General features: G+C 51.1%; 21 protein-coding genes. All 21 read right to left on the bottom strand.

The window, feature by feature from the left end:
• Window positions 1-9: 9 nt before the first annotated feature.
• On the bottom strand, window positions 10-1,146 hold the full coding sequence (gene sucC, locus IPH59_10095) for an ADP-forming succinate--CoA ligase subunit beta (GenBank protein ID MBK7092052.1): 1,137 nt from the start codon (window positions 1,144-1,146) through the stop codon (window positions 10-12).
• A complete protein-coding gene (locus IPH59_10090; protein ID MBK7092051.1) occupies window positions 1,147-2,529 on the bottom strand; it encodes an HD domain-containing protein in 1,383 nt (460 codons plus the stop codon).
• A 7-nt stretch (window positions 2,530-2,536) separates the two neighbouring features.
• On the bottom strand, window positions 2,537-3,481 hold the full coding sequence (arcC, locus tag IPH59_10085; GenBank protein MBK7092050.1) for a carbamate kinase: 945 nt from the start codon (window positions 3,479-3,481) through the stop codon (window positions 2,537-2,539).
• A 3-nt stretch (window positions 3,482-3,484) separates the two neighbouring features.
• Window positions 3,485-4,825: a GTPase gene (locus tag IPH59_10080; protein ID MBK7092049.1), complete on the bottom strand. Its 1,341-nt coding sequence runs from the start codon at window positions 4,823-4,825 to the stop codon at window positions 3,485-3,487.
• A 209-nt stretch (window positions 4,826-5,034) separates the two neighbouring features.
• Entirely contained in the window at window positions 5,035-6,519 is a 1,485-nt protein-coding gene (locus tag IPH59_10075) for an aldehyde dehydrogenase family protein (GenBank protein MBK7092048.1), read from the bottom strand.
• A gap of 414 nt (window positions 6,520-6,933) precedes the next feature.
• Entirely contained in the window at window positions 6,934-7,518 is a 585-nt protein-coding gene (locus IPH59_10070) for a hypothetical protein (GenBank protein MBK7092047.1), read from the bottom strand.
• Window positions 7,508-9,019: a hypothetical protein gene (locus IPH59_10065; GenBank protein MBK7092046.1), complete on the bottom strand. Its 1,512-nt coding sequence runs from the start codon at window positions 9,017-9,019 to the stop codon at window positions 7,508-7,510. Before IPH59_10065 ends, IPH59_10070 begins: the two co-directional genes overlap by 11 nt.
• Window positions 9,020-9,194: 175 nt before the next feature.
• Window positions 9,195-10,229, bottom strand: a complete 1,035-nt coding sequence (locus IPH59_10060) for an aminotransferase class I/II-fold pyridoxal phosphate-dependent enzyme (protein ID MBK7092045.1) — start codon at window positions 10,227-10,229, stop codon at window positions 9,195-9,197.
• A gap of 105 nt (window positions 10,230-10,334) precedes the next feature.
• Window positions 10,335-10,952 (bottom strand): hypothetical protein, encoded by a 618-nt coding sequence (locus IPH59_10055; GenBank protein ID MBK7092044.1) that lies wholly within the window; start codon window positions 10,950-10,952, stop codon window positions 10,335-10,337.
• Complete coding sequence (locus IPH59_10050; GenBank protein MBK7092043.1) at window positions 10,933-12,747, bottom strand: peptidylprolyl isomerase; 1,815 nt, start codon at window positions 12,745-12,747, stop codon at window positions 10,933-10,935. The genes IPH59_10055 and IPH59_10050 overlap by 20 nt, the downstream gene beginning before the upstream one ends.
• A 12-nt stretch (window positions 12,748-12,759) precedes the next feature.
• Window positions 12,760-13,704: a PorV/PorQ family protein gene (locus IPH59_10045; protein MBK7092042.1), complete on the bottom strand. Its 945-nt coding sequence runs from the start codon at window positions 13,702-13,704 to the stop codon at window positions 12,760-12,762.
• Between the two features lie 114 nt (window positions 13,705-13,818).
• On the bottom strand, window positions 13,819-14,601 hold the full coding sequence (locus tag IPH59_10040) for a heavy-metal-associated domain-containing protein (protein ID MBK7092041.1): 783 nt from the start codon (window positions 14,599-14,601) through the stop codon (window positions 13,819-13,821).
• 88 nt (window positions 14,602-14,689) lie between these two features.
• Complete coding sequence (locus IPH59_10035; GenBank protein MBK7092040.1) at window positions 14,690-15,193, bottom strand: TlpA family protein disulfide reductase; 504 nt, start codon at window positions 15,191-15,193, stop codon at window positions 14,690-14,692.
• A gap of 1 nt (window position 15,194) precedes the next feature.
• Window positions 15,195-15,968: a DUF255 domain-containing protein gene (locus tag IPH59_10030; GenBank protein MBK7092039.1), complete on the bottom strand. Its 774-nt coding sequence runs from the start codon at window positions 15,966-15,968 to the stop codon at window positions 15,195-15,197.
• An 84-nt stretch (window positions 15,969-16,052) separates the two neighbouring features.
• Complete coding sequence (locus tag IPH59_10025) at window positions 16,053-19,499, bottom strand: DNA polymerase III subunit alpha (GenBank protein ID MBK7092038.1); 3,447 nt, start codon at window positions 19,497-19,499, stop codon at window positions 16,053-16,055.
• A gap of 5 nt (window positions 19,500-19,504) precedes the next feature.
• Window positions 19,505-20,197: a rhomboid family intramembrane serine protease gene (locus IPH59_10020; GenBank protein MBK7092037.1), complete on the bottom strand. Its 693-nt coding sequence runs from the start codon at window positions 20,195-20,197 to the stop codon at window positions 19,505-19,507.
• Window positions 20,198-20,258: 61 nt separating this feature from the next.
• Entirely contained in the window at window positions 20,259-22,298 is a 2,040-nt protein-coding gene (locus IPH59_10015) for a M23 family metallopeptidase (protein MBK7092036.1), read from the bottom strand.
• Window positions 22,299-22,306: 8 nt separating this feature from the next.
• The gene (locus IPH59_10010; protein MBK7092035.1) at window positions 22,307-23,338 is read right to left on the bottom strand and encodes a hypothetical protein; all 1,032 of its coding nucleotides are present in this window, start codon (window positions 23,336-23,338) and stop codon (window positions 22,307-22,309) included.
• A 36-nt stretch (window positions 23,339-23,374) separates the two neighbouring features.
• Window positions 23,375-23,857, bottom strand: a complete 483-nt coding sequence (locus tag IPH59_10005) for an adenosine-specific kinase (GenBank protein ID MBK7092034.1) — start codon at window positions 23,855-23,857, stop codon at window positions 23,375-23,377.
• A complete protein-coding gene (locus tag IPH59_10000) occupies window positions 23,857-24,729 on the bottom strand; it encodes a hypothetical protein (protein MBK7092033.1) in 873 nt (290 codons plus the stop codon). Before IPH59_10000 ends, IPH59_10005 begins: the two co-directional genes overlap by 1 nt.
• The gene (locus tag IPH59_09995) at window positions 24,729-26,693 is read right to left on the bottom strand and encodes a HEAT repeat domain-containing protein (protein MBK7092032.1); all 1,965 of its coding nucleotides are present in this window, start codon (window positions 26,691-26,693) and stop codon (window positions 24,729-24,731) included. The genes IPH59_10000 and IPH59_09995 overlap by 1 nt, the downstream gene beginning before the upstream one ends.
• Between the last annotated feature and the right edge of the window lie 11 nt (window positions 26,694-26,704).

Here is a 26,704-nt window from a genome sequence, read left to right as displayed (position 1 = left end):
CTTTCCCGGTTAGGCGACCTTCGCCAGTTCAATTGCCTTCATCACAACACCGTCCATCGTATCGGCCGCCGGCAAGTTCGATTCGGCAAGAATGACGCGGGCCTGCTCTTCATTGGTACCAGTGAGGCGCACCACAATCGGCACCTGCGGTTTGAATTCGGCAACAGCCTTTACAATACCGTGCGCGACGTCGTCACAGCGAGTAATACCACCGAAGATATTGAACAGGATCGCTTTCACGTTCGGGTCGCGAAGAATGATGCGCATCGCCGTCACGACTTTGTCCGGATTGGATGATCCGCCGATATCAAGGAAGTTGGCTGGCTCGCCACCATAGTGCTTCACCAGATCCATCGTCGCCATCGCCAGACCGGCGCCATTAACGACGCAGCCGATGTTGCCGTGAAGACCGACAAACGAAAGACCGGCTTCGCGGGCCTCGTTTTCGGCTTCTTCTGCCGGCGCCACATCGCGAAGACCTTCAAAGTCCTTGTGACGATAGAGAGCATTGTCGTCGATGTTGATCTTGGCATCGAGCGCAATAACATCGCCCGAAGGTGTTGTCACCAGCGGATTGATTTCCGCTAGCGTACAGTCGCTCTCCATGAAGCAGCGATACAGCTTCTGGATAATCTTGGCCGCTTGATTAGCGGTGTTCGGGTCAGAGTAGACCTTGTAAGCAAGCTCGCGCGCCTGATATCCTTGAATTCCAAGGATCGGATCGACGTGCAGTTTGTGAATCTTCTCAGGTGTCTTGGCGGCGACTTCTTCAATATCAATACCGCCTTCAGCAGATACCATGATCACCGGCTTCTTGGCGGCACGGTCGATGATGATTCCGCAATAGACCTCATGGGCGATGTCAGAGGCTTCCGTCACCAGAATGCGGCGAACGGTCAATCCCTTGATGTCCATCCCGAGAATCTTCTCGGCATTGGCGAACGCTTCATCGGCATTGTTGCAGTACTTGATACCGCCGGCCTTGCCGCGACCACCAACATGAACTTGAGCCTTGACCATGACCGGACGTCCGTAGTCAGCCGCGATGTTGCGAGCTTCCTCGGCTGTGGTGGCCATCTTACCTTTCGGTACCGGAATACCGAATGTGGCAAAAATCTCCTTTGCCTGATACTCATGTATCTTCATCTATGACTCCTTCAACCCTTCATGAGTTGAGTTGTGTAAATAATTCTTAGCTTCTGCCATAAGTGTCTGATAGTCGTTCTTATCTGGAAGATCCAATACAGTTTCAAGAAGATGATTTAGCGTGTCGCCGACGGTTTTCCCGGGCTCGAGATTGAACTCGCGCATTAGGTCATTTCCGTTGACCGCAAGATCGCTGAATCCGAAAGGCGGTTTCTTGGCGATCTCCTCACGGATGCGCTGTTCAAGTTCATCGACATCGTCGGTCTTTCCGCCTTTGCCCTGTCCAACTACGTCGGCGCGGCGAACATCGAGTAGGTCGTAAATCAGATTAAGGCCGGTTTTTCGGATTAGTCGGCGTAATCCCTTGTCGCTGACATCGCTGGTGAACATGTGCCGGTCAACCAGAGTCACTACGTCGTCAATGAAGTCATTGGAATAGCGAAGTCGCTCCAGGGCAATCCTCGTGATTCTTGCTCCATAGGTTTCGTGGCCATAAAAAGTAGCTCCGCCTTCATCGGTAAGGCGTTTTGCCTGTGGCTTGGCAATGTCGTGAAATAGACACGCAATGCGAACCAGCAAGCGTTTGGGAGCAGCATCGACTGTATAGATCGTGTGTTCGAACACGGGCCAGGCGTGATACGGTCCGGGCTGCTCGCATCCAACTGTTCTCTGCAACTCCGGTAGTACGTACTGAAGCAATCCAGTCGACTCCATCAGTTTGAAACCAACTGAGGGCTTGTCTGCCTTTATCAACAACTTGTTCAGCTCTTCTGCAACGCGTTCAGCCGATACAGTCTCAATAAGTCTTGCATTGTCACAGATGGATTGATAGGTGATCGGTTCAATAGTGAAATTCAATCGGGCTGCAAATTGCATCGCCCGCAGCATTCGCAATGGATCTTCTCGGAAACTGTCCGCCGTCGTAAATCGAATAATTTTGTCAGCGATATCCTTGCGACCATTGAGCGGATCGATAATCTCGTGGGTAACAACGTTGCGAGCTATGGCATTGATGGTGAAGTCGCGGCGGTAAAGGTCGTCCTCGACAGGTATTTCGTGGTCGAAGTTTACGGCAAAGTCTTTATGACCTGTGCCGGTTGAGTGTTCTCTGCGCGGAAGAGCAAAGTCAATCTGTGACGAGGCATCGCCGGCAGATTCAAACGGCGAAAACTTGATTACTCCAAATGACTTTCCGACTATGTCGACTCGCCCGAATTTTCGAAGTATCGAAAACAAGTCTTGGTAAGGAATGCCGGTGACAAGGAAATCAGAGTCTTTGGAGGATTCCCGCAATTGCAGAATGGAGTCGCGGACTGTACCGCCGACTTCATACAGTTGACCCCGAGCAGTGATCGCAGTGATCACTTCTGGCGACAGTCCCATTACGGCCTCACCCACGCTCGATGACAGTGCCAGCATTTCCAAATACCGCGTCGGATGCCTTTTCAATGGAAGTAATGATCACTCGGTTGCCGCCCATCTTGATGAACTCGATGGCTGCTTCTATCTTTGGCCCCATGCTTCCGGCCGGGAAATGCCCTGCTCGTAAGTATTGATCTGCTTGCTCGACCGTGAGTTTGTCGAGCAATCTTTGATCCGGTTTACCGAAATTCAATGCAACTTTTTCAGTTCCGGTAAGGATAATTAGCATCTCAGCACCTATTTCGTGCGCGAGTAATGCCGAAGCGCGATCCTTGTCGATAACGGCGTCGACACCCTCAAGCGTGCCATCCTTTTCGACATAGACCGGGATTCCACCACCACCGGCAGCGATGACGATAACACCGTCATCAACAAGACGTTTGATGATGTTGCCTTCGACGATTCTGCGCGGTTTCGGTGAGGCGACAACGCGACGCCAACCGCGATGAGAGTCTTCTTTCATCGTCCAACCGCGTTCGGTCTGGAAAAGTACGGCCTCTTGCTCGGTGTAGAATTGACCGATGTACTTGGTCGGGTTATTCAGTTCCGGGTCGTGTTGGTCGACTTCAATTTGAGTTATGATGGAAACGACTTCTCGCTTGATCCCATCCCGGTGAAGACGATTGAATAGACTCTGGCCGATCATATAGCCCATACCACCTTCAGTATCTGCAACACAGATTCCGAGCGGCAGAATCGGCGCCTTACCGCGCGCTAATTCAACCCGCAGGATGGCATTACCAACCTGCGGGCCATTGCCGTGCGTGATAGCAATCTTGTAGTCGCGCCGAATCAGTTCGAGCAGCCCGTGGAGCGAACCCCGGGTGTTTGCGAACTGGTTGGCAATTGTGTCTTCAACTTCTTTGCGGGTAATTGCATTCCCGCCAAGAGCCACTACAGCTGTCTTGCTCATGACCTACTTCTTGCGGCCTTTCTTCATCTTGGCGACAAACTCGGTCAAGATGCTCAACAGGGTCGGCTCGCCGATTTCCTGTAGTTCGTAGCCAACGCGAGTTGAAGGCTGTTTGATCTTGCAGATGCGGCGCAAGTCTATCGGCGTTCCGATGATCACACCGTCGCAAGGAGTCGCGGCGATTGTAGCTTCGAGATCCTTAATCTGCTTGCCACCGTAACCCATTGCCGGAAGAACTGCTCCGATATCAGGATACTTGGCAAAAGTGTCAAGCAACGTGCCTTTGAGATACGGACGCGGGTCAACGATTTCAGCAGCACCAAACTTGTGAGCAGCAACAGTGCCGGCGCCATATTGCATTTCACCGTGTGTGGCTGTCGGGCCGTCTTCGATAACGAGGACGCGCTTGCCGCGAATGACGGAAGCGTCTTCGACCGAAATCGGTGAGGCCCCATCGACGATGATAGCATCGGGATTGTATTGCTGGATATTGCTGCGAACGTAGTTGATGTATTCGCCGTCGGCGGTATCAATCTTGTTGATGACGACGACATCAGCCCAACGGAGGTTGGTTTCACCCGGATGATACTGAATCTCGTGTCCCGGACGATGCGGATCAGCCACGGTTATCCAAAGATCCGGCTGATAGAACGGCATATCGTTGTTTCCGCCGTCCCACACGATGACATCGGCCTCTTTCTCAGCCTGACGCAGGATCATTTCATAGTCAACGCCGGCATAGATCACCTGGCCGCGCGAAATATGCGGCTCGTACTCTTCCATTTCTTCGATGGTGCATTTGTGAAGAGCAAGGTCCTTCACCGTGGCAAAACGCTGGCAGGCCTGCTTCACGAGATCGCCGTACGGCATGGGGTGACGAATCGCTACGACCTTCAAACCGAGCGCCTTCAGATTCTCACAGACTTTGCGAGTAGTCTGACTCTTGCCGGCACCGGTACGGACTGCGGCAATTGCCACAACCGGCTTGGTGGATTTGATCATCGTCGAGTTGCCGCCAAGGAACACGAAATTCGCTCCGGCAGCAAGCACCGTCGATGCTTTGTGCATTACGTATTCATGAGAAACGTCGGAATATGAGAAAACTACTTCGTCAATTTTCTCGTCGAGAATCAAATCAACGAGGTCATCTTCGGCATGGATTGGGATACCTTTTGGATAAAGCGAACCGGCTAGTTCCTTTGGGTACTTGCGGTCGTCGATATCGGGAATCTGGGTGGCAGTGAAGCAGACTACTTCAACAGACTTGTCGTCGCGGTAATACGTGTTGAAATTATGAAAGTCACGTCCGGCGGCGCCCATTATCAAAATTCGTTTCTTTGCCATCTTAAATCTCCTGTGTAAACAGATTATAGGTTTCGGAATTTCTCTGAAACAAACCGATTGTTACAGGAGGTTCAGACAGCCGAAGCGAGCCAGATGGTGAGCAGCATATACTGCATCAACAACTGCTTGACGTGGAGCCTGTTTCTATATTGCGATAAACTCATAAGTCACTTCAATTGCCGGTCAAATATCGCGGTCGATTCACCCGGTTATGCGTCAATCTGGGCGCGCTGTAACGTGCCCGAGAAATCGACATAGATCGACTTCCATTCGCTGAACACATCGAGTGCCTGATGACCGGCTTCGCGGTGTCCGTTTCCGGTCGCTTTGGTGCCGCCGAACGGCAGATGCACTTCCGCGCCGATCGTCGGGCTATTAACATAGAAAATGCCGGTGTATACGTCGCGCATCGCGGTGAATGCTTCATTGACATCCATAGTGTAGAGTGAAGCCGACAAGCCATAAGCACTGTCGTTAGCCATTTCGATGGCGTTTTCCAGAGACTCACACATTGCAATCGAAAGAACCGGCCCGAAGACCTCTTCCTTCCAGAGCGTCATCTTCTGTGTGATATCAGCATAGATTGTCGGCTGGACAAAGTATCCCTTGTCGTAGCCTGGACCAGTCAGCCGTTCACCGCCGCAAACGAGCCTGCCGCCATCTTTCTTTCCTACTTCAATGTAGTGCAGGTCGGTATCAAGCTGGCTCTGATTTACTGCCGGACCCATATCGACATTCGCATCAAGTCCGTTGCCAACACGCAGCTTGCGCGCGCGTTCGGCGAGCTTTTCAACAAACTGCTTATAGACGTCTTTGTGAACAATAATACGCGAAGTTGCCGTACAGCGCTGGCCGGTCGTCCCAAAAGCTCCCCACAGGGCGCCATCAACTGCCAGTTCAAGCTTGGCTGACGGCATAACCATCATGGCGTTCTTGCCGCCCATTTCAAGCGAGCAGTGCTTAAAGTCTGGGGCGCAGGCCTTGGAAACGACTGAACCGATTTCGGTTGATCCAGTAAAGGACACGACTTTCACATCGGAGTTGTTCATCAGCGGGTCGCCAACTCCGGAACCCGTACCGGTGACCATATTAACGACGCCTTTCGGCATGCCGGCATCTTCCATTGTCTTGATAAAGTTCACGACAGAAAGCGGAGTATCAGTAGCCGGCTTGATTACCACCGTGTTCCCACAAACGAGGGCTGGGATCATCTTCCAAGATGGGATTGCCATCGGGAAGTTCCAGGGGGTAATCATCCCGCAAACTCCGAGGGGTTGTCTCACCGACATTTGGAACTTGTTGGGTAGCTCGGAAGGGGTAGTCTGACCGTGCAATCTGCGACCCTCACCAGCTGTGAAGTAAGAGATGTCGATTGCTTCTTGCACGTCACCACGAGTCTCGTTCAAAACCTTGCCCATCTCGCGGGTCATGTCGTTAGCGTACTTCTCTTTCCGCTCGACCAGCATCTGGCCGACCTTGAACAAGATCTCCGCACGCTTCGGCGCCGGAACCAGTCGCCACTTCTTGTAAGCGGCCTTGGCGGCATCGATTGCATTTTGGACATCAACTTTGTCCGATTTCTGGAAAACACCAACGACCTCGTCGGTGTTCGCAGGATTTCGGTTTTCAAAGGTCTGCCCAGAATGAGAACTAACCCACTCTCCATTAATGAAATTCTTATATACTTCAGACATTAGGAACCTCCGCAAACATAGATAACAAAGTCGAGAACTTTAGTGAATTTTTTCACACTGCAATTCCCATAGAATGTTGAAAAATATAGCGAGTATGCCCCCTATGTCAACTTGTTTTGTTGGCAATATCCAAAAACGTGTAGCAATATCTCCCCTATGTTTTGGGTAGGTTCGCCCATTTATTGGCGTATGATCCTCACAACCAGTTTCCCTGTCAATGTCATCATTTCGACACTTGATCTTTGGCGGCACCCCTTAATTGACAAATCTACGCTCAAGATGATGTTGTACAATAGGTTCGCGCAGCGATTGCGAGCGACTGCGTGATCGTACCATTGGGCTCGGCACTCAACAGATCCAACAGAATCTCTACTGGAACGAGGATAAGGTCATCAAAGCGTAGGTTTCAGGGGCCTATGTCCCGTTGCCGGAGGCGTCTACTTGAGCTGGGCTCTTAAGTTCAGGGATTTTAAGTGGCTTTGGCTTGATTTCGGTCCGGTCAATTGATGGGGGCATGCCGCCGGGAAATCGACAGTAACCTTGGAGCTGCTTCCAACTACCGCCCATCATCGTCTTGTGTGGAGCTTTTGACTGCGATGATGTGGCAATAGTGCCGGTAATGATCCAGACAGGCGCAGAAATAGCCAAGATAAACCCGTGCGATATTGTAGACAACGAGCCGATTCCGGTCCAGAAGGCAAGACCAGTATAATTGGCATCATAACTCTGAAGGTGCACCTTGGCGACCTCATTGTGCCCGTAAGCCTCGAGTCTTTCGTATCCAAGGATGTAGAGCGTGTCGGGAGTCGAGGCAATCAATTCACCTTCGGAGAATTCGTCCGGACCAATTGACAGAGTGACAGATGCCCAGCTGCCATAACCGTCCTGCGGGACTTCGAGTGCCGAAGGCAGCCAGTGTGTTGGTGCGATTGATGCAGCGCATCCGGCCAACATCAGAAGAGCCAATACACTGCCACTCAAGGCAAGTCTACTTCGCATAACGGCTCCTCCAGAAATAGTCTTCCATTTCTGCCTCGATACGCTTGTAGTCGGCTGCGAGTGTTTTTAGTGCTGCCTGCGGACTCGTGATGATCTTCATAGCCATAGCGCGATCCTCCTGTTCGAGCCAGTTTTCCCTCATCCATTCGAGGTAGTAGCCACGACTTTCAAGAAAATACTCGTAGTTGTCCGGAGGTTGCGGGAGTTGATATGTCAGTTGCACCGTATCTCCCGGAAGCGTGACCAATGTCTTTGAGTCATCGAGTAATGCGGCCAGCGCTGTCGTGTCGAGCTGTCCCATACGTCTTACGGCTGAAGGGTGAATTCTTTGCGGAATACGTTCATCACCGACAGACACCAATGAGATTTGGTCTATTCGCCAATAACCCTTCGTCAGGCGAATTCGAATTGAAGTAGGCAGAAATGTTGTTGATGGCAGAACTAGCAAGTGCATGTCGGTAGCCAGAGGCCCGGTCTCGCGAATTACGCCAGCGGATTGCCAGTTGCCTACCGAGTCCGGAAGCAAGACTTCGATGTTGCCGAGATCCTCACCAAACGAGCGGAACTTGCTGATCATTTCGGGACCGCGACGTTCCAGGGCTGCAAAGATCTCACCGGCACCGGTTCCCATGTAAGCGAGCGTTTGATAAAGCAGATAGGTGCTCATCAACGATTGCCGGCAGGCAATCGCTATTCCGAATTTGTCACCGTCAATATTTGGGAACTGCAGTTCAATGACTTCTTTTGCGGCAAGATTGGTAGAGTCAGCCAGGCTGAACCACTCGTCCCCATCGAAGGCTGATAATAGTGAAGCCTTCGCCCCATTCTCGACTTCCATACCTATAGGAGATACTGATCCCAATACCTGCCAGAACTGTCTGTCAGAAGTCGACATTATTCGTCCGGTCGGAGTCCTCTCAGCGGCAAGCAGGTCAGCATGGCGGACCACGTGGGTTTCATAGGCTTCGTTTGTCATTGTGATAGTGGTTGTGACGCCGCTGAACTTGGCCCGGTAGAGAGCGTCAATATCGGTGGCTTCCAATGCCGGTGAGATGCTGGATGAAAACCCTTCCGCTTGCAGAAGCAGTGAGTCGCCATCATCGACATAGAATGTCGGACATGACCCGAAACAGGCCTTTGGATTGGCAAGACAGATTACGGAGACAACAGCGGAGGCTACTGTCACAATTCCCAGGGCGGCCACGGCCGCTGAAGGTTGGACCTCATTAGTTTCAAAAATGACGACCGAGTCTAGCAGTACGCTGCAAAACCCGCTGTCAAGGAGTTCGCGATTCCAATCGAGATGGTTTCCGTTGCCAGTGATTCTCGCCTGCGTCGAATCGACTCGCCAGTCTTTGAGGACGTACATATCGCCGGCGACCATGTGCGCTTTGAGGAATCCTGAACCGTGCTGTGCGCTCCGAATTTGCGCTGGAGCGATTAGTTGCTTCGAAACGGTACTTACGCCGCAACCGGCACCGAAGAGTATCGAAAAGAGCAAAACAACAGCCAAGCAAACCGTTCGGTAGCTTAAGAAAAACAGTATGCCCCCACCTTGCTGCGACCTACTGCCCATCAAGTCGCTCCTGGTTAAAATGTATATTCGTATCCAAGATGTTAACTGGTAGAAAGATAGTCAAGAGGAAAGTGTGGGATGGTGCTAAAGAACTGCCGGGCTACGCTTCGAAGACTTCCTTGAAGATCTTGATTGCATCGCGGATGTCGTCGCGGTTGACATCGAAGTGGGTGACACAGCGAATCTTGGTGCGACCAAATTGGACGGCCAGCACGCCCTTTTCTTTCAGCGAATAGATCACGTCGGGGACTTCACGGCCAGCGCCGGCAATGTCCATAACTACGATATTGGTTTGCACGCTATCAAGGTCGATGTAAACACCTTCGATTTCTGACAGCGATTCCGCCAGATACCAAGCATTCTCATGGTCCTCGACCAAGCGCGAGATGTTGTTTTCGAGCGCATAGATCGCCGCTGCTGCGAGAATGCCGACCTGTCGCATTCCGCCGCCGAACATCTTGCGGGTGCGGCGCGCCTCGGCTATGAACTCACGATCCCCGAGAATACAAGAGCCAATTGGAGCGCCAAGGCCCTTGGAATAGCAGACACTGACAGTATCCGCGCACTGCGAATAGTCGGCCAAAGGAATACCGGTGGAGATGTGGGCATTCCAGAGCCTTGCGCCGTCAAGGTGTACCATGATTCGCTGCTCATCCGCAAGCTGGCGAATCGATTGCATGACTTCGATGGGAAATACAGTCCCACCCGCACGATTGTGCGTGTTCTCCAATGCAATGATGGAAGTTCTGGGCGAATGGAGATCGCCCGGCCGAATCAACGGAGCGAGATCAGCGGCAGTAATTACGCCGCGAACTCCGCGCACGACATGAAAGAGAAGTCCGGAAACAACCGCACCGGCGGAAGCTTCATAATTGAAAATGTGACAACCTTCATCACAGAGGATCTCGTCGCCGGGATTTGACAAGGTCTTGATAGCAACCTGGTTCCCCATTGTGCCAGTCGGCACAAAAAGTCCGGCTTCTTTGCCGAGCAATTCAGCGGTCATCCGTTCCAGGCGCGCGACTGTCGGATCGTCATTGAAGACATCATCGCCGACCTCGGCGTTAGCAATTGCTTCGCGCATCGCTGCCGAAGGTCTTGTAACGGTATCTGATCGAAGGTCGATAAAGTTCATTTGATTCTTCTGGTACCAGTGTTGATGCAAAGGTGGCAAGTTGCAATGAAACGGTCAAGCATTTAATCTCTTTGCATTCTGCAGCGCTCAAAAATCGATGATCGATTATGGCAAATTGGGCCAGATCTGCATCATCAGGTGCATAACCAGTCCGGAAGATAGCGGTACGGTGAGGTTGTCGTCCCTGTGAATGGAAATGGCTTCCACAATGGAAGCTACAATTGCGCCAACAATCCCGACAGTATAGGGCACCTTTGGCATTACCACGATGATGAGCAAGGCTACTATGAGAAATCCAGCCGCGCCTTCGAACGACTTCTGCCCGCGAATCTTATGATATCCGAACTTGCGGCCGACGAGAGCCGAAGCGACATCGCCAAGTATCTCAAATGTTATTGCCGTCGTCGCTACCCAACGAGGGAAGAACGCAATTGTCAGAGTTCCAGCTAGCAGAATGTAAAATGCGCCGGTGAAGTTGCCGTTTTGCTCTTTGGGTCGGATCATCGAGCCGACTACGGGTTCGATGAGCTTCCAGGGAGCCATGCGTTTAAGCCTGAAGAACTCGAAAACGGCAATAATGGTAAAGGCGATTGCCATGGCGGCAATCGCCCATTCTCTTGGAAAAACGACGTAGCTGGTAGGAATCAGCAGGGCGATGAAATGCGTGGCTTTCCGCAACGCTTCCTGCTGATAAGTAATGTTCTTATTTTCCGCTGGTTGCACTAGAAGCCTGGGCCTGCTTGATCGAATCAGCGACTGCACGGTATCGCATTGGGTTGGTAAAGTCGATTTGGTCCCAAATTTCGTCAAGGCGGACAATGTCGCGGCCTTCCTTCAGACCGGCAATCCACTTCTCTTCCGTTTGCTTATAAGCTTCCTCGCGCATTTTGCGTCGAACGTCAGTCTTGGCTCCCTGGAAATCCAATTGCGACTTGCGATCCAGGACTTTGATTAGATGAAAACCCCACTGTGATCTTTGCGGACCGGAGACTTCGCCGACTGGTGTGAGCCAGGCACGGTCGTACAGTTCCGGGCTGACATCATCGCGACTGATCCAACCGAGATCGAAAGCGGCTTCCTTGAAGTCATCATCACCGGGGTAGTACTTCATTGCAGTAGCCCGAAAGTCGGCGCCGGCGCGAATTTCTTTGAGAGCTTCGATGGCTCGAAGGGAGTCTTCGAAGACGATGTGTTGCAGTTGGACAGGCTTATCGGACTTGAAATCCCCAATGTGGGAGTTGTAATAACTCTCAAGTTGCTCGTCAGTCCAAGTAAGGTCTGTTGGCACGCGATCGCGGAAAATGCGGTTTACAATCTCAGCGCGCCGGAAGTTTTCGAAGGCATTGCGCATCGTATCTGTATCCATCAGCCCCATTTGGCGAGCGCTGGAAATCAGCACCCATGGAGTAGCTTTCACCCTAACAATGTCTTTTCGAATTTCGGGTGATACTTCGGAGGTACGATTACGCGTCCGATACATCAGTTCGTTCTCGCGCAGGACAATGGCGTCGATCGTGTCGGTTTTATTCACAATACAGACCCAGTCAAAGGGATCATAATCTCCGGTGGTCTTGGCAAGAAGTTCTTCATTCCATTCAAACTCAGCCAGTCGAAAGATACTGTCGACCATAACTTGCCCATAAGCTGATTCTTCGCCTGAGCGCAACTCCGCGCGAAGCTGTTCCCGCAACACGGAGTCAAGCGGCTGAATCACCTCCGTTGAGGCGGAATCGACTCGAAGCAAGTGCCATCCATAGATAGAAGAGAACGGTTTGCTGACCTTACCGACGCCCAAGCTGAACGCGGCATTGGAAAATTCTTCAACCATCTCGGGGCGAGCAAACCAGCCACTGGCGCCATTTCGGGCTTTAGAATTTGAATCATGCGACCATTTTGAAGCTAATTCTGCAATATCCGCTCCTGCCATGACTTCCTGGTAACATCTCTGGCACTCAGATTTTGCTTTTGCACGAAGCTGCTCGACTGACAATCCGGTCACATCCACACCGACCGCTTCCCATGCTTTGGGATTTTCAGAGAAGAGAATATGGGTCACGGCGCGACGCTCAGGAACGCTGTACAAGGCAATGTTGGCTTGGTACAGGCTATCAATCGAAGCCTCAGAGACAACAACCCGGTTAGCGATGGTCTTCTCGTATAGGAACTGCATTAGCACGTCATGGAATCGGTTCTTTGCCAGTCGGTCAATTTCCTTCTTGTCGAAGTCCTTGAAGGTACCAGCCTTGATTTCGGCAAGCTTGCGATACAACAACTCGTCAAACGCATTTTCTGGAGTCGATGGCTTATTGCCGCCGGGAGCAGTCATTCTCTGCATTTGCTCAAACAGAGCACCCAAAGTAACAGCCGGACTGCCGTCAATGGTAGCAAGATATGTGTCGCTGTTGATCGGTCCTTCCTGGCTGAAACTCGACTTTTCCGATGAACATCCAAAAATCATCGCTGCTGTCAGTACTGCAGCCACCAACATGCCGATTCTTCTGACGTAAACTATCTGCAAATCTCAATCCTCCTAAAGCGCGATATTAAGCGATACGCGGTATGAATTGTCAAGGTCGTTATGGTCAAGGAACGCACCATCAAGGCGGAATCGATTGAATTTGATTCCAACCCCGAAAGTTAGCCGGCCAATATCCGATCCTCCTCTGAAATATACAATTTCGTGATAGGAAATTTCTCCGCCGAGATGCGAATCAAGCGACATTGCGCCGAGCGCGACTTGGGCAGCGGCGTCGCGACCTTCGAAAAGTAGATCGACATCCGCGACCGCTCGTAACGTGAAGTGATTTACTTCTGTGGAGTGCGTCGCACCGATCTTCAGTGCCGGTAGAATCGACTCGCGGGTGCCATTATCATAAGACAGAAAGGTCGAAGTAGCATTTGTCAGCGTTGCACCGGCGGCAAATCCCTTGGTGCTTCCGTATTGAATCCCGAAATCGAGTCCAAGTCCCCACGCTGAGTTTTCGGCGAGCGAGCGAACGATTATCTTGGCTGAGCTGCCGACGCGCCACCTTTCGGAAAGATTTACACCACCACCCAGAAGAAGCAGGTAATCATAGTGGCTCTCTTCAGAAAGAACTTTTGGACCGCCGGTTATTGGATCCTTCTCGGTGAGGATGATTCCGCCGCCACCGACACGGTAGATTCCAATTGCCACAGAGCCGGGTCGATCGCGGAACACAACTGGATTCGTGTATGAGATAAAATCGTGGTTGACGAGCGAACCAAAGGTCTCTGAATGTAAAAGGAGAATTTGGCGACCATTGATTTGTGCTAAGCCTGCGGGATTATAATATAGCCCGGACGGGTCGTCAGAGATTGCGGTGAATGCGCCGCCCAGTGCCAACGGGCGCGCACCTGCGCCAAGTGTAAATGATTCACCGGCATATTTGGCGCCGCAGACAGTGGAAATCTGGACAATCAGAAAGAAGAACAGGGCGACGACTAATCGTTTCATTTGGCGCTCTTGTGCATAACGTCTCTATAATACAAACATCACGGAGATTATACCAACAAAAAGGGCGGTTGATTCAGATCAACCGCCCTCATACTTACAAGATCAAGAATCGATTTAGGATTCGCTGCTCTTGGTGTCCTTCTTGCTGCAAGCAGCAGAGTTGGCACAGACCTTGGCACACTTGGCCGGATCGAAATCAGCGCAGAAGACAGCTTTCATGTCTTCCGTGCACTCGGACTTCATAGTGGCCGTGAAGCCTGCCTTGGTGATGGTGGCGACAAGGTCGTCAGTCTTCACTTTGTCAGGATGGAACACGATCGTGCTGGTCTTCTTGTCGAGGCTGGTCTCAACGGCGCAAACGCCATCGATTGAGCCAACGGCCTTGTTGACGCCAGAAACGCAACCGGCGCAGGTCATCTTCTCGACGTTGACGAAAGCGACCATAGCAGTACCGCACTTAAGGGCATCGGCAACCTTGAGGTCCGGATGTCCGTTCGGCAGGGTAGCGCCGGCCGTGGTGGCCTTGGCACCGCTGGTGCAGGTGGCACCGGCAGTTGTGCCGGTCTTGGCAGCGCAAGCGGCCTTTTCGGCTTCAGTGCAGGTAGCACCGGCAGTGGTACCGGTCTTGGCAGCGCAGGCAGCCTTCTCAGCCGCGGTGCAGGAAGCACCAGCAGTTGTTCCGGTCTTGGCAGCGCCTTCCTTTGAACAGCTGGCGCCAACGTTGGTCGCAGTTACCTTATCTTTGCTGGTAGCTGAGGCCGTTGTAACTTTGGAGCTGCTGCAGCTTGACGCTGAAGCCTTGTCGCCAGTCTTGGCGCCATCGCAAGCGAAGACCGCCGGAGCCGCGAGGAACGCAGCTACTGCGATCACCATACAGATGAAAGCGAATTTTCTCATTCTCTCTCCTCCTGATGTAGTGTTGTTGGTTATTGGTTTCTCTATTTTCTTCATTTTGCTTCTTCGTTAAACTTCCTGCCGGGCACTACTACAAATACTGGGCGATCTTCTGTTCCCAGAATTGCGTGTCCTTGTACCCGACGATTTTCTCAACAACGGCACCTTCCCGATTTACAAGAATCGCTACCGGTATGCCGCTTCCAATATTCCATTTCATTGCGGTTTCTTGCGTCCCCATCAGGATCGTATACGGGATTGAGTAATCCCGCGCAAAACTCGCAACTGATTCTTTACCTGTATTATCCAGCGAAATGCCAACGACTTCAAAACCGCGACCGGAGTATTTGGTATGCAGCTCCGCAAGGTGCGGAATTGACCGGCGACACGGTGGACACCATGTTGCCCAGAAATCTACCAACACTAATTTACCCTTGTATTGCTCAAAGTCAATGGTTTTCCCGTCCATGCCTTCCAAAGCAAACCCCGGTGCTTGACCAAGTTGACTCGTTGCTGGAGTATCTGAACTCGAGCATGAAGCCAGCACCAGAGCAATCATTGCAAGTATTGTTGCGAATCTAATTAGCAACGTCATATTACGGGTTAGTCGCCTTTACTTTTGTCGAGTTTGCACTTACTTCGCGTTCCTGAAAGCCCCTCAACTTGCCGTCTTTGAAGATCAGGAACTGGTTTGTCCCATAAGCCCATTCTTCCAGATTGCCCTTGTCACTTGTCTTTGGCTCGACTTTGGCGGGATCGCCCCAGGAAGTGCGAACTTGCTTGGCAGTCATTCCCAGTTTGAGCTTCGCATCGGGACGAACTGATTCCAATTTCTTCTGCATCGAGACATAATCTGTAAAGGCGATGTCTTCATTGTAATTTCCGCTAATGAAGCCAAGAACATACAGCATCTGCGTGGTGTCAAGATAACCCGGAGCACCCGCGATCTTGGTCCCAGTTGGCTCGAGGAAAAACGTAGTCGGATAGGAGCGTACACCGTATTGCATTGTCAGGCCCTTTTCGGTGATGTCGCCATCGGCGAGTTTAAGTACACCGTATGAATCCCCATCAACACGAGCTGTTACAAAATCGCTATTGACGATACCCATCACATTCGGATTAGTGTAAGTTTCAGCGATCATTTTCTTGCACCAGCCACACCAAGACGTAGTGAAGTGTATGAGAACGTGTTTGTTCTCTTTCTTTGCTTTCACAATTGCCGAGTCATACGGCATCCAGGCGATTGCTTTCTTTGCACTGCTGTCTGCAATTGCCGGTGTCGAGTAGCTGAAGAAACTCGAGATCAGCACAAGGGCTGGAATCGATACACTGAGAGCTTTGCGAACAATAGTCATGGTCATCTTTGTCATCGTTTTCTTTTGTAGTACAAGGACTTTCGTCGTCCAGTAACAGTTATTCATTTTAACCCTATTGAATTTCTCCGGTTCCCAGAATCAGCCGGATTTACGAAAAGTTATGTTCTCTTTTCCAACAATACTCTCGAGTTTTTCGAACATTTGCTGGTCCGGTAACACCTTAATCTTACGTGGCGAGAGCGTAAACAGCTGACTTCCGGAAATCATCGACAGCTGTACCTTCACCGGGCCGGGGTGCGCTGCCAGCTCCAAGCATATATCCTGCAACATCTTATCGTTTGCAGAACCATTCAAAAACACTTCCATAACAGCCGGCCGGGCATTAAATAGTCCCTCTAAACCGACAACATCAGAACCGATTAGCTTTGGTTTTTCGTTTTCTCGGGTCGAAACCCTTCCCCGGCAAAGTAGCCGGGCATCCACCTGAATAAGCTGTTTAGATTTCTCATATAGATCGGCAAAGGTCAGGATTTCAATCACTCCAAAGAAATCCTCCAGAGTAATGAACGCCATTTGCCGCCCCTGCTTGTCGTAATTGATCTTCAGGTTCTGGACAATTCCGCCAAGGGATACTTCAGCACCGTCAGGTTGTTCAGAAATCTCCTCCGAATTCACTGTGGCAAATGCCGCTAATTCAAGACGGTATTTTTCCAGAGGGTGTCCACTCACGTAGAAGCCAAGTGCCTCTTTCTCCTTCTGAAGGAGAATTGAGCGATTCCACTCATCGATTTTCGGAAGCGGCGGCTCTTGAACTGTGGTATCGACTCCACCGATTGCTGCAAACATATCGACTTGATGAATTGCTTCTTTGCGTTGAATCGACTGCCCAAAATTGAGCGCGCTTTCGGTCGCCTCAAACAACTGTGCGCGGCTGCCGGTAAGCGAATCCAGCGCTCCGGACATAGTTAGCGATTCAAGCGTGCGCCGGTTGAGCGCGTTTAGTTCCACACGAGTAGTCAGATCACAGATTGTTGTGAAATGGCCGCCCTCGTTGCGAGCTCTGAGTATTGCCTGCACGGCTCCCTGACCAACGTTCTTGACGGCAGTTAGTGCGAAACGGATCTTCCCGTCGACTACGGTAAACGACTCTTGCGATTCATTGACATCCGGCGGCAATACCTCGATCCCCATTCTGCGGCATTCCTCCATGAGAATGATAATGCGCTCAGTCGAGATCATTTCCGAGGTCATGTTTGCTGCCATGAATTCGTGAGGGTAATGCGCTTTGAGATATGCTGTTTGGTAGGCAAGTAAAGCGTAACCGACCGAATGCGACTTATTGAATCCGTACCCTGCGAACTTGTCGATGAGATCGAATACGGTCTCGGCAGTCTTCTTGTCAATTCCCTTTTCGATACACCCGGCAGTGAATTCTTCCTTCTGCGAGCGCATCAACTCGGCGTTCTTCTTACCCATTGCTTTGCGCAGAATATCCGCTTTTCCAAGCGAGTAACCCGCCATCTCGGACGCGATCTTGATCGCCTGCTCTTGGAAAACTATTACGCCGTAAGTGTCTTTTAGAATCGATTCCAGTAACGGGTGTACATATTCCGTCTTTTCGCGGCCATGCTTGCGGTCGATGTACAGATCGACGACACCGCCTTTGAGCGGACCCGGACGATAAAGTGCGTTCATCGCCGCCAAATCGTTGAGATTCTCCGGTTTGAGCTTTCGCAGATAATCCCGCATTCCCGAAGATTCGAACTGGAAGATTCCGATCGTATAACCGGCGCCGAAGAGCTTGTAAACATCGCGATCATCAAGGGGAATCTGATCGAGATCGATTTCGACACCCTTGCCACCCTTGATCATTGCCAGTGAATCGTCAAGAACGGTGAGCGTACGCAATCCGAGGAAGTCCATCTTGAGAAGGCCGATTTCTTCGACAGCCTTCATGTCCCACTGGGTCGTGATTTCGTCTTTGCTGCCTTTGTAAAGCGGAACGTAGTCGGTAAGCGCCGATGGTGCGATTACCACTCCGGCGGCGTGCGTCGAAGCATGGCGCGTGAGTCCTTCAAGTATCTTCGAGTACTCCAGCAATTTGTCTATTCGGGCATCGGTCTTGGCAAGTTCAGTCAACTGTGGTTCAAGCTGAAGCGCCTTTTCAATCGTCATGTCGAGAGCAAACGGTATCAACTTGGCGATCTTGTCGACATCACCATAGGGCACACCGAGGGTACGACCGACATCGCGCACAACGCCGCGAGCAGCCATGGTGCCGAAGGTGATAATCTGCCCGACGTTTTCCTGTCCATACTTCTGGATAACATATTGGATAATCTTGTCGCGACCGCGGTCGGAGAAGTCGATGTCAATGTCAGGCATGCTAATGCGTTCGGGATTGAGGAAACGCTCAAAAAGCAAATCGTACTTGATCGGATCAATGTTGGTGATACCGAGCACATACGAGACGATTGAACCGGCAGCTGAGCCACGACCCGGTCCGACCGAGACTCCGATTTCGCGAGCGTGGCGGGTGAAATCCTGCACGATCAGAAAGTATCCTGCATATTTCATCTGCTTGATCACGCCCAACTCGAAATTCAGACGCTCGCGAACCTCTGGAGTCGGGTTTGGATACCGCTCCAGCAATCCCTCTTCGGCGAGATGAGTAAGGTAGTCATCGGGATTGCTTGCTGATAACGGCAAAGGAAATGCCGGCAGGTGCATGTCGTGCAGTTTGATTTCGACATTACACTCTTCAGCGATTTTGAGAGTGTTTTCGATCGCATTCGGATACTGACCGAAGCGTTCTTTCATTTCTGCCACAGTTTTGACATAGAGTTGGTCTGTCGTGTATCGCATCCGGTCGGCATCATTGACCTGTTTGCCTGTCTGTATGCAAAGCAAGACATCATGCGCTTGATGGTGATCCTTCTGCAAATAGTGGCAGTCATTCGTCGCTACAAGGTTGAAGTTGTTTTCCTTCGCAAGCTTCAGCAACAGCGGACGAACCTTGTCTTCGTCATCGATGGTGTGGTCTTGTATCTCGATGTAGAAATTCTCTTTGCCGAATATGTCGGCAAATTGAAAAGCCGCGCGCTTGGCTTCTTCTTGATTGTTATTGCGTAAGTGAAAGGCAACTTCGCCTTGAAGGCAGGCAGAGGTGCAGATTAAGCCTTCGGAGTATTTCTTGAGCGATTCCTTGTCGATGCGTGGCCGATGGTAGAAGCCTTCAAGGTATCCAATGGTTGAAAGCTTAATCAGGTTCTGGTATCCCTGCTTGTTCTTTGCAAGCAAGAGCAGATGATTCCCGCCGTCAGGATACCCAGCGACAGATTGCTTTAGCTCGCGCGACTTCGGGGCTACGTACGCCTCGGTTCCAATAATCGGTTTGATTCCAGCTTTCAGTGCAGCTTTATAGAACTCGATCGCACCGAACATATTTCCGTGGTCGGTAATTGCCAGCGCATGAAATCCCATCTGCTTTGCAAGATCAACGAAACGCTCGATACGGCAGGCGCCGTCGAGAAGCGAGTACTGCGTGTGATTGTGCAGATGGACAAATTCAGCTGTATTAGACATAGACTCTAATCGTTCCAGTATTGGTTATAGGGCTTTTTGTTGGTCAACTTGAAGTAGAGCCAACCGAAGGCGAAACCGCCTACGTGTGCAAACCACGCCACCCCACCTTGTGATGGTCCCATCAACGAGGGTAATCCGAATATAATCTGCATAGCGAACCAGAAAACAAGGAGAATCTTCGCAGGGACGCGAACCGCCTGAATGAAAAAGCCGAGGAAAATGATCGTGTGAATACGCGCATTTGGAAACAGCACCATATAGGCGCCCATGACCCCGGCAATCGCGCCGGATGCTCCGATCATTGGTACCTCAGAACTTGGATCGAATGCTGTGAACAATGCAACAGCCGCAATTCCGGAGACCAAGTAGAAGATGATGAACTTGATCTTCCCAAGCTGGTCTTCGATGTTGTTTCCGAATATCCACAGATACAGCATGTTACCGGCAAGGTGCATAAATCCGCCATGAAGAAACATGCTGGTAAAAACTGTCAGACCAAACGGTACTGCCAATTCTGGATAGACCTGCTCAAACCTAGTGTACTCGATGGGAATGTACGCCCACTTGTAGACCATGATGTTCAATTGCACATCTGGCAGGAAGAACTGGTATACGTAAACCAGAACATTGACGGCAATCAGAATCACCGTGACAATGGGAAAATGCCGGGTCGGAACTTCGTCGCGCAGTGGAATCATTTGTTGGAATATATGCGATTTGCTGGGAGTATTCAAGGTCGGCGGCAGAAAACTCTATGGACTATTTGCCGCCTCGGGTAAACTCGGTGCTCATGCGGCGGACATTGCCTGTTTTGTCAGCGACTTTGATTTCGAGCTTGTGTTTTCCGCGTGACAAGTCAAAGTGCGAGACGGCTGTTACCTCACCGGACTCAGGGTCGTAGACTGGGATACACCATTTGCCATCTATGCGGATATCGATATTGTCGCTTACGCCGGAAAGTTCGTCACTGAACCTGAAACTAACTTTGGGGCGCGCGCTGGTCACGACTGCATTCGCCGCCGGTCTAAGTTGTCGGATATTGGGAGGAATCGTGTCTTGCCGGGCAGTGATAGTTGCCAGGACATAAGACTTAGCGGTAATCGTCTTCTTCACGCTATCAATCATTCCACCGAGATAGTAGAGTCCCTTTCCGCCGACAGAATAGAGACCAACGCCCTTTGGAATAGAATCGCCAATTGAATATGTGTAAGTAACCTGTTTCGTGAGCGCCGTTGCGGACGGTTCGAGAGAGTAGTTGGGGAATTTGCCGATTCCAGATCTGTTGAGTTTGTAATAGTAATTGTCATCCAATGGCAACATCGCATTTGTGTCAGCCGGAAACTCCACAGTGAATCGCCGATCATCGGAAATCAACGGCACGAACTTGCCGGTGTCGTCGAGCAGTCGGGAATAAGTGGTCGGGACCGTAAACGATTTTGACTCCCCAACAGCCGGTTCGATGACAACATACACAGAATCACGAAGTGCCATTCTTTCGCCCGGCGACTTTCCAAAGATGCGATCAACAACACCAAGATAAAACTTGCCGGCGACCTGATTCAACTCCACACTACTTTCCGACCCTTTACTGTGTACTGTCACCTTCGCTGCCTTTGAAGTAGTCGCCTTCACAAGCAAGTACATTTTGTCGCCGCCGGGAATGAACGCCGCCGGATGTCGCCCGTCTATGTCGCCGTACTTTTCCAATAAGTTGTTAAGTTTGATAGTATCCGGCTTTGGAACAGCAAACTTACCGTCCTTTGTAGAATGCGTTGAATCATAGATCCTGACAATTGCCTTAGAGGAGTTTCCGGCCGCGTCAGACGCTATGATTTCAATCGGCGGCGGGTCCTGTCCGACCATTTCACAGATGCCAGACATTGTCCGAGCATTGTGTACATTAACCAGATTGTAGAATTCCTGATTGCCGGTTTGTGCCATCGCGAAATTGCGCTGGGCATCGATGAGATATGTGTCGTCGAATGGCACCTTGTCATAACGCAGATGGTACAACACCCGGTCGAGACAACGGACCTCAACATCGTAGATTGGCTTGTTAGAAATGCTCTTCCCCACCTTGTCGACGATTTCCGCCGAGAGCCAGTAATCGTCCAATCCGCACGGCAAGTTCACCGTCAAAACGTAGTCGGCAGATTTCGGCGATTTGCGAAATGCATACGAGAAATTCCAGCCAAGCGCACGAGCAAGTTCATCATTTCCGAAGCCAATCAGGCGAAGATTACGAAACACCGGCGCACTGTTGTCGGGTACTTCAAAGCCTTTTACCGTCAGAGGATTGACCGGAACATTGTCAGGCGTGCGGAACTCAAAATGCAAATGCGGTGCGCCAACACCGGTTGCGCCGGAGAATCCTATCGTCTGGCCACGTTTGTAAGGAAACTTGTCCGGACTCAATTCAATGTCTTGATTGTATGACTCCGACGCGATTTGCCGCTGCTGAATAAACTCCTCAAGATCCGGTGCAAACGCGCTCAGGTGGGCGAAGATACAGGTATTGCCGTCGGCAAGCTTGTAGTAGATGACCTTTCCGTAGCCAAAGTATCCGGTGCGGACTCGCATCACGTAACCGTCTTCGGGGGCAACGACAGTCTTACCGATTTCGCCGCCGGTACGCATATCGATACCAACGTGATAACGGCGGGTTCGATAATCGCCGAAAATCGAGGTCAACTCATTACCAAACGGCAGCGGCCAGAGATAGTCGGCAAATGCCGCGCTTGAATTACATAGCAGCAGAAGGGCTACAAAGAACTTACCTGTAATTTGACTGAACTTCATCAGGTTGGTTAGAAAAGCTCGAAGTTTGTGCCGATGGCGATCTTCGGCTGAGTGATGTCAATGGGACGCGCCGGAGTTTGGTCGCTGCGGAAGCCTTTGTGCAGATACTCGGCGTCATATCCCATCTCGCGCAATAACTGGGCAAATTTCGGCTCGCCGTGGAGTGTGTAGATCTTTCGCGGACTGCAAGATTCGATATAGGCAATCAACTGCGTGAAATCAGCGTGATCTGATAGGGGCACGCCCATATCTGTACTGAAGTTGTTCTTCCCTCTGCCGCCCTGCGACCAGCCGCTTAAGAACAATGACCGCTTGCGACGCAATGCCCTGAATTGCTCCTCACGAAGCGTCTGCGGACAAACGACGACGACTTTGTTTTCGAGCGAAGTATGTAGATAGTGATCGGTTGATTCCATTTTCACACCGGAGGCTCGATAAAGATGATTGATGTCGTTAACCGCTTTATCAACGGCAACCTTGAATCCATGCTGTTGCAACAAACACACAGCTTCCTGCGCCTTCCCCATCGCATAGCCTGCCAATACAGGGATATAGCCGTCCGACTGCGCACGCTTGACGAATCCGACGATTCGGCTGTAGACTTCGTTCTGGGGGGGAAATGAATACATCGGGTCGCCATAGGTTGATTCCATAATCAATATATCGCAGCGTCGCGATTCTATTGGCGGGCAAGTGATATTGGGATAGACCTTGAAGTCGCCGGTATAGACAATTCGCGTTCGCTTGATTTCAATGAGAATCTGCACCGAGCCGAGCATGTGGCCCGACGGAAACAGCTCGACCGTCGCATCGCCAAGTTTGATTCGGCGATTCATCGGCAGCGCGCGGGTCGGCACTCCGGGAAAGCGGCGGCGATACATCAGTATCGTTTCAGCCGTTGCCAAGACACGTCCGTGCTTGCGGGCGTGGTCGGAATGCGCATGCGACACAAAACTGCATTCAGCGCGGCGATGCGCATCAAGGTGGAAATCGAGTCCTTCGATTTCAATTCCGTTGTCGTATTTAATCAGCGGCGGCATTAACGAACTTTGCTCAAGGTAGAATTTCCTGTTTGCTTACTGCTTGTAACCAATTGTGCGCAAGAACTGGTGTCGCTTCTGACGAGCAGAGTCATCTTCGATCCCCAGTGGCGCTTCGCCGTCAACTACACCGACAATGCCTCCGCCCTGTTCTGTGCGAACGATCAGAGCTTGTACGGGATTGGCGGTGGCACAGAATATGTTCACGACCTCGTAAACATTCTTCAATGCCGGCAGGATATTTACCGGGAATGCGTTCTTCATGAAGATCAGGAAGCAATGGCCGCTGGCGATCTTCATCAAGTTCTGAGCTGCGGCATTGGCGAGTTCATTGTCGTTTCCGGAATATCTGACCAGCCGGTCGCCGGAGGCTTCACTGAATGCAACACCGAATTTCACACCTGGCACCGAATTGACCATCAGTTCGTGCAAGTCCTCGACGGTCTTGATGAAATGGCTCATGCCAAAGATCAGGTTGCAGCCTTCCGGCATATCGATTTTTACGGCCTCGATATTCATCACTTTGTGCCTTCATCAGCTTTGTAGAAATAACGCGTCTTTAGCAATGACTCGTCAATCGCTTCTTCACAGCGGTAATCAGAATACTCTTCGATGGCGCCGAATCTTCCCTTGAAAAATAGAAACCCGGCCTTGCCCTTGAGTTCAAAACGACGCGGAAAATATAGTGTAGATTCGCCAAGCTGGAGAATCTCGTAGTCCAACTGAAAGTCCAGCATCTCGACGAAACTCGGCATCTTGGAGGGCGCAAATTCCGTCCTCAGGATGCCATACGTCTTAGCGTCGATCCAATAGGTCGCGTTAAGGTGTTTTTCATCGGCGACTTTGGCACGGGCTTGAACAATGTAGTACGTCGTCAGTTTTTGCACCGACTGATCGATAATCTCCGTGGTTCCGGCGACGGCTGCCGTCACTACTCCAAATGCCGAATCGCGAGTTTCGATGAGATGGTAGCTGTATGTATCGATGCCTTCGACCGTAAGGGGATCGACATAATTGTCGCGTGAGGCAGCACGCTTGTCGGCGCCTTCCTTATGTTCGTCTTCCCACTTCTTGGTTTGTTCTTCGGCTCTCTCGTCGATTTCCTTGGATGTCAGCTTCTTGCCGTCCTTCTCGATTGAGAAAATTTGCTCGGCAATGCGCTTGTTGACGTGATAGGACCGCTTGACCATAATAGTGACTTCGTCAGGCTGCATTTTCTTGTCGTACTTGATTGACTTGGCAACGGTGCTATTCGTAAATGTCGAACAAGTCTGCTTGTCGGCTTCGAGTTTGGAAATGGCGTTTCGGATGATTTCTTCTACTGGCGGCGCGGCGTTTGCGGTAAGAAAAGTCGTCAGAGAGGTAAGAAGCGCGAGTATTAAAATTCTCACTATTTGACTCCCGTAGTAATTTGCGTCACAGATGTAATACTATCGCCCAACTGAATCTGGTCGACGATATCAAGCCCAGAAATCACCTTCCCGAAGACCGTGTACCGACCATCGAGATGCGGCTGAGCTGAATGACAGATAAAGTACTGACTGCCGCCGGTATCCTTGCCCGAGGTAGCCATTCCGACACTGCCGCGTTCAAACGGCAAGTGATTGTACTCGCAGCGGATTTCATAACCGGGCGAACCCCAGCCATCGCCGCGTGGACAGCCATCTTGTATTACAAAATCGGGTACCACTCGGTGCCAAATTCGATTGTTGTAAAATCCGGAGTCTGCCAGTTTGAGAAAATTGGCGACTGCCTTGGGAGCAATCTCGGGATACAATTCAATGACGATTTCACCGCGTGCGGTTGTTATCCGGACGCGCGGCGAATCAGTTCGGTTGTAAAGTAAGTCGAATCTCTCCGGTGTCAGATCGCTTTCAAACTTGTCCTCGGTGCCGGGTATCTTGAGCATAAGCTTGCTCGCCAGTTCACGGCCACGCTTGCGAATGTTGAAATCGCTGTGATGCAGCGCCGAGTCTGCCAAAGTCGCAAGCGGAGCTTTGTCGCTTACTGAGTCAGCCAATTCGATCAAAGCATCAAGTACCGATTGCTGATTCTCGATATGTTGATTGGCATAGTAGACATTACGAAGCGAAGCGAGATGCTGCATCAGCCTATCTGTCGCGACCTTGTTTGTCGCAATTGCGACCGGCATGTAATCGGAATCGGCCAAAGCCGATTCAATAAAGCGGTCGGTCAAATTCGGTTTGTCGAAACCGAAAAGCTGGTCAAGTGCTTCGCCTCGAACCAGCGGCACCGGATCGGCAAATAGATACTCCAGCATCGTTCTTGCTGTATCAGTCTTAATCGTTCCAAACGCCTGCGCTGCAGCCACTCGTTTGCGCGGGTCGGAATCACCTACGAAGAGTTGCGCAAAAGTCGCGGCGTTTGGTCTTCCCAGTGCAGAATAGGCGACAAGCGCCGCCGAGGCGACGTTGATATCCGCATCGTTGAGTAACTCCATCAACGTCAACGCCGATTGGTTGTCTTTGAACTTGCCGAGCGCTTGGACGGCCGCTGTGCGAACGTATGGGTCTCTATCTACTGCCGTCAGATTAATCAACACCGGCAATGCTTCGACAATGCCAAACTTCGCCATGAAATTGACCGCATGATATTGAACACGCGAATTCTGGCTCAGGAGCAGCGGTTGTACTGCTGAAGATGCTGAAGTATCACTGATGCGGGAAAGGCCGTTGATGGCAAATATCTGTGTCTGTGCGACTTTGTCATTCAGCCCCATCAAGAACAGCGGCTGTGCGTCTTTGACGCTGCGTCGCATAAGCGAATAAAATGTCCGCTCACGAATGTAGTCATCGTCTGACATCGCTTGTGCAATAAGAGCGTTTTGTGACTCAGTGTCTTTGAGTCGAAACATCCATTGAGCAACGAGAGCGCGTGTAGACGATTCTTCATTGTCATCATTCAGGACTGTCGATAATCTCGCCGAGGCGGCCGGAGTACCGATCTTGGAAAGGGCGTCCAGTGCGGATCGTCTGACGCTTGCGTTCGTCGAATTCGAAAGCACAATCAACTTATCTTGCGAAGCCGAATCAGCGACTTGTCCAGCAGCAAAGGCTGCCGCTCTCTGTACCGATTCGCATTGGTCAGAAAGTAGTTGGCGCAATCTCTCAAACGTAGTCGGCTCCCCTACGATACCAATGGCATAAGCAGTACGCTCGCGCACAACCGAATCAGGCGAGACAATCCACTTGTCGAGCAATTCGGCGGGCAAAAGTCGCGAATCCTCTGCAACGGCGATTTCGTACAGCGTGTTGTCATTGGCTTTGTTGCCGCAGGAACTCAACACAACAACTGAGACGATTGCGGTGAACAATAGAAGTAATCTGTTAGTCACAATGAGCAGAT

It is taken from the genome of bacterium, from assembly GCA_016708315.1.
Classification (GTDB): Bacteria; Zixibacteria; MSB-5A5; order CAIYYT01; family CAIYYT01; genus JADJGC01.
The sequence above is the reverse complement of the archived record's forward strand: the minus strand, read 5'-3'. Positions and strand labels throughout refer to the sequence as shown.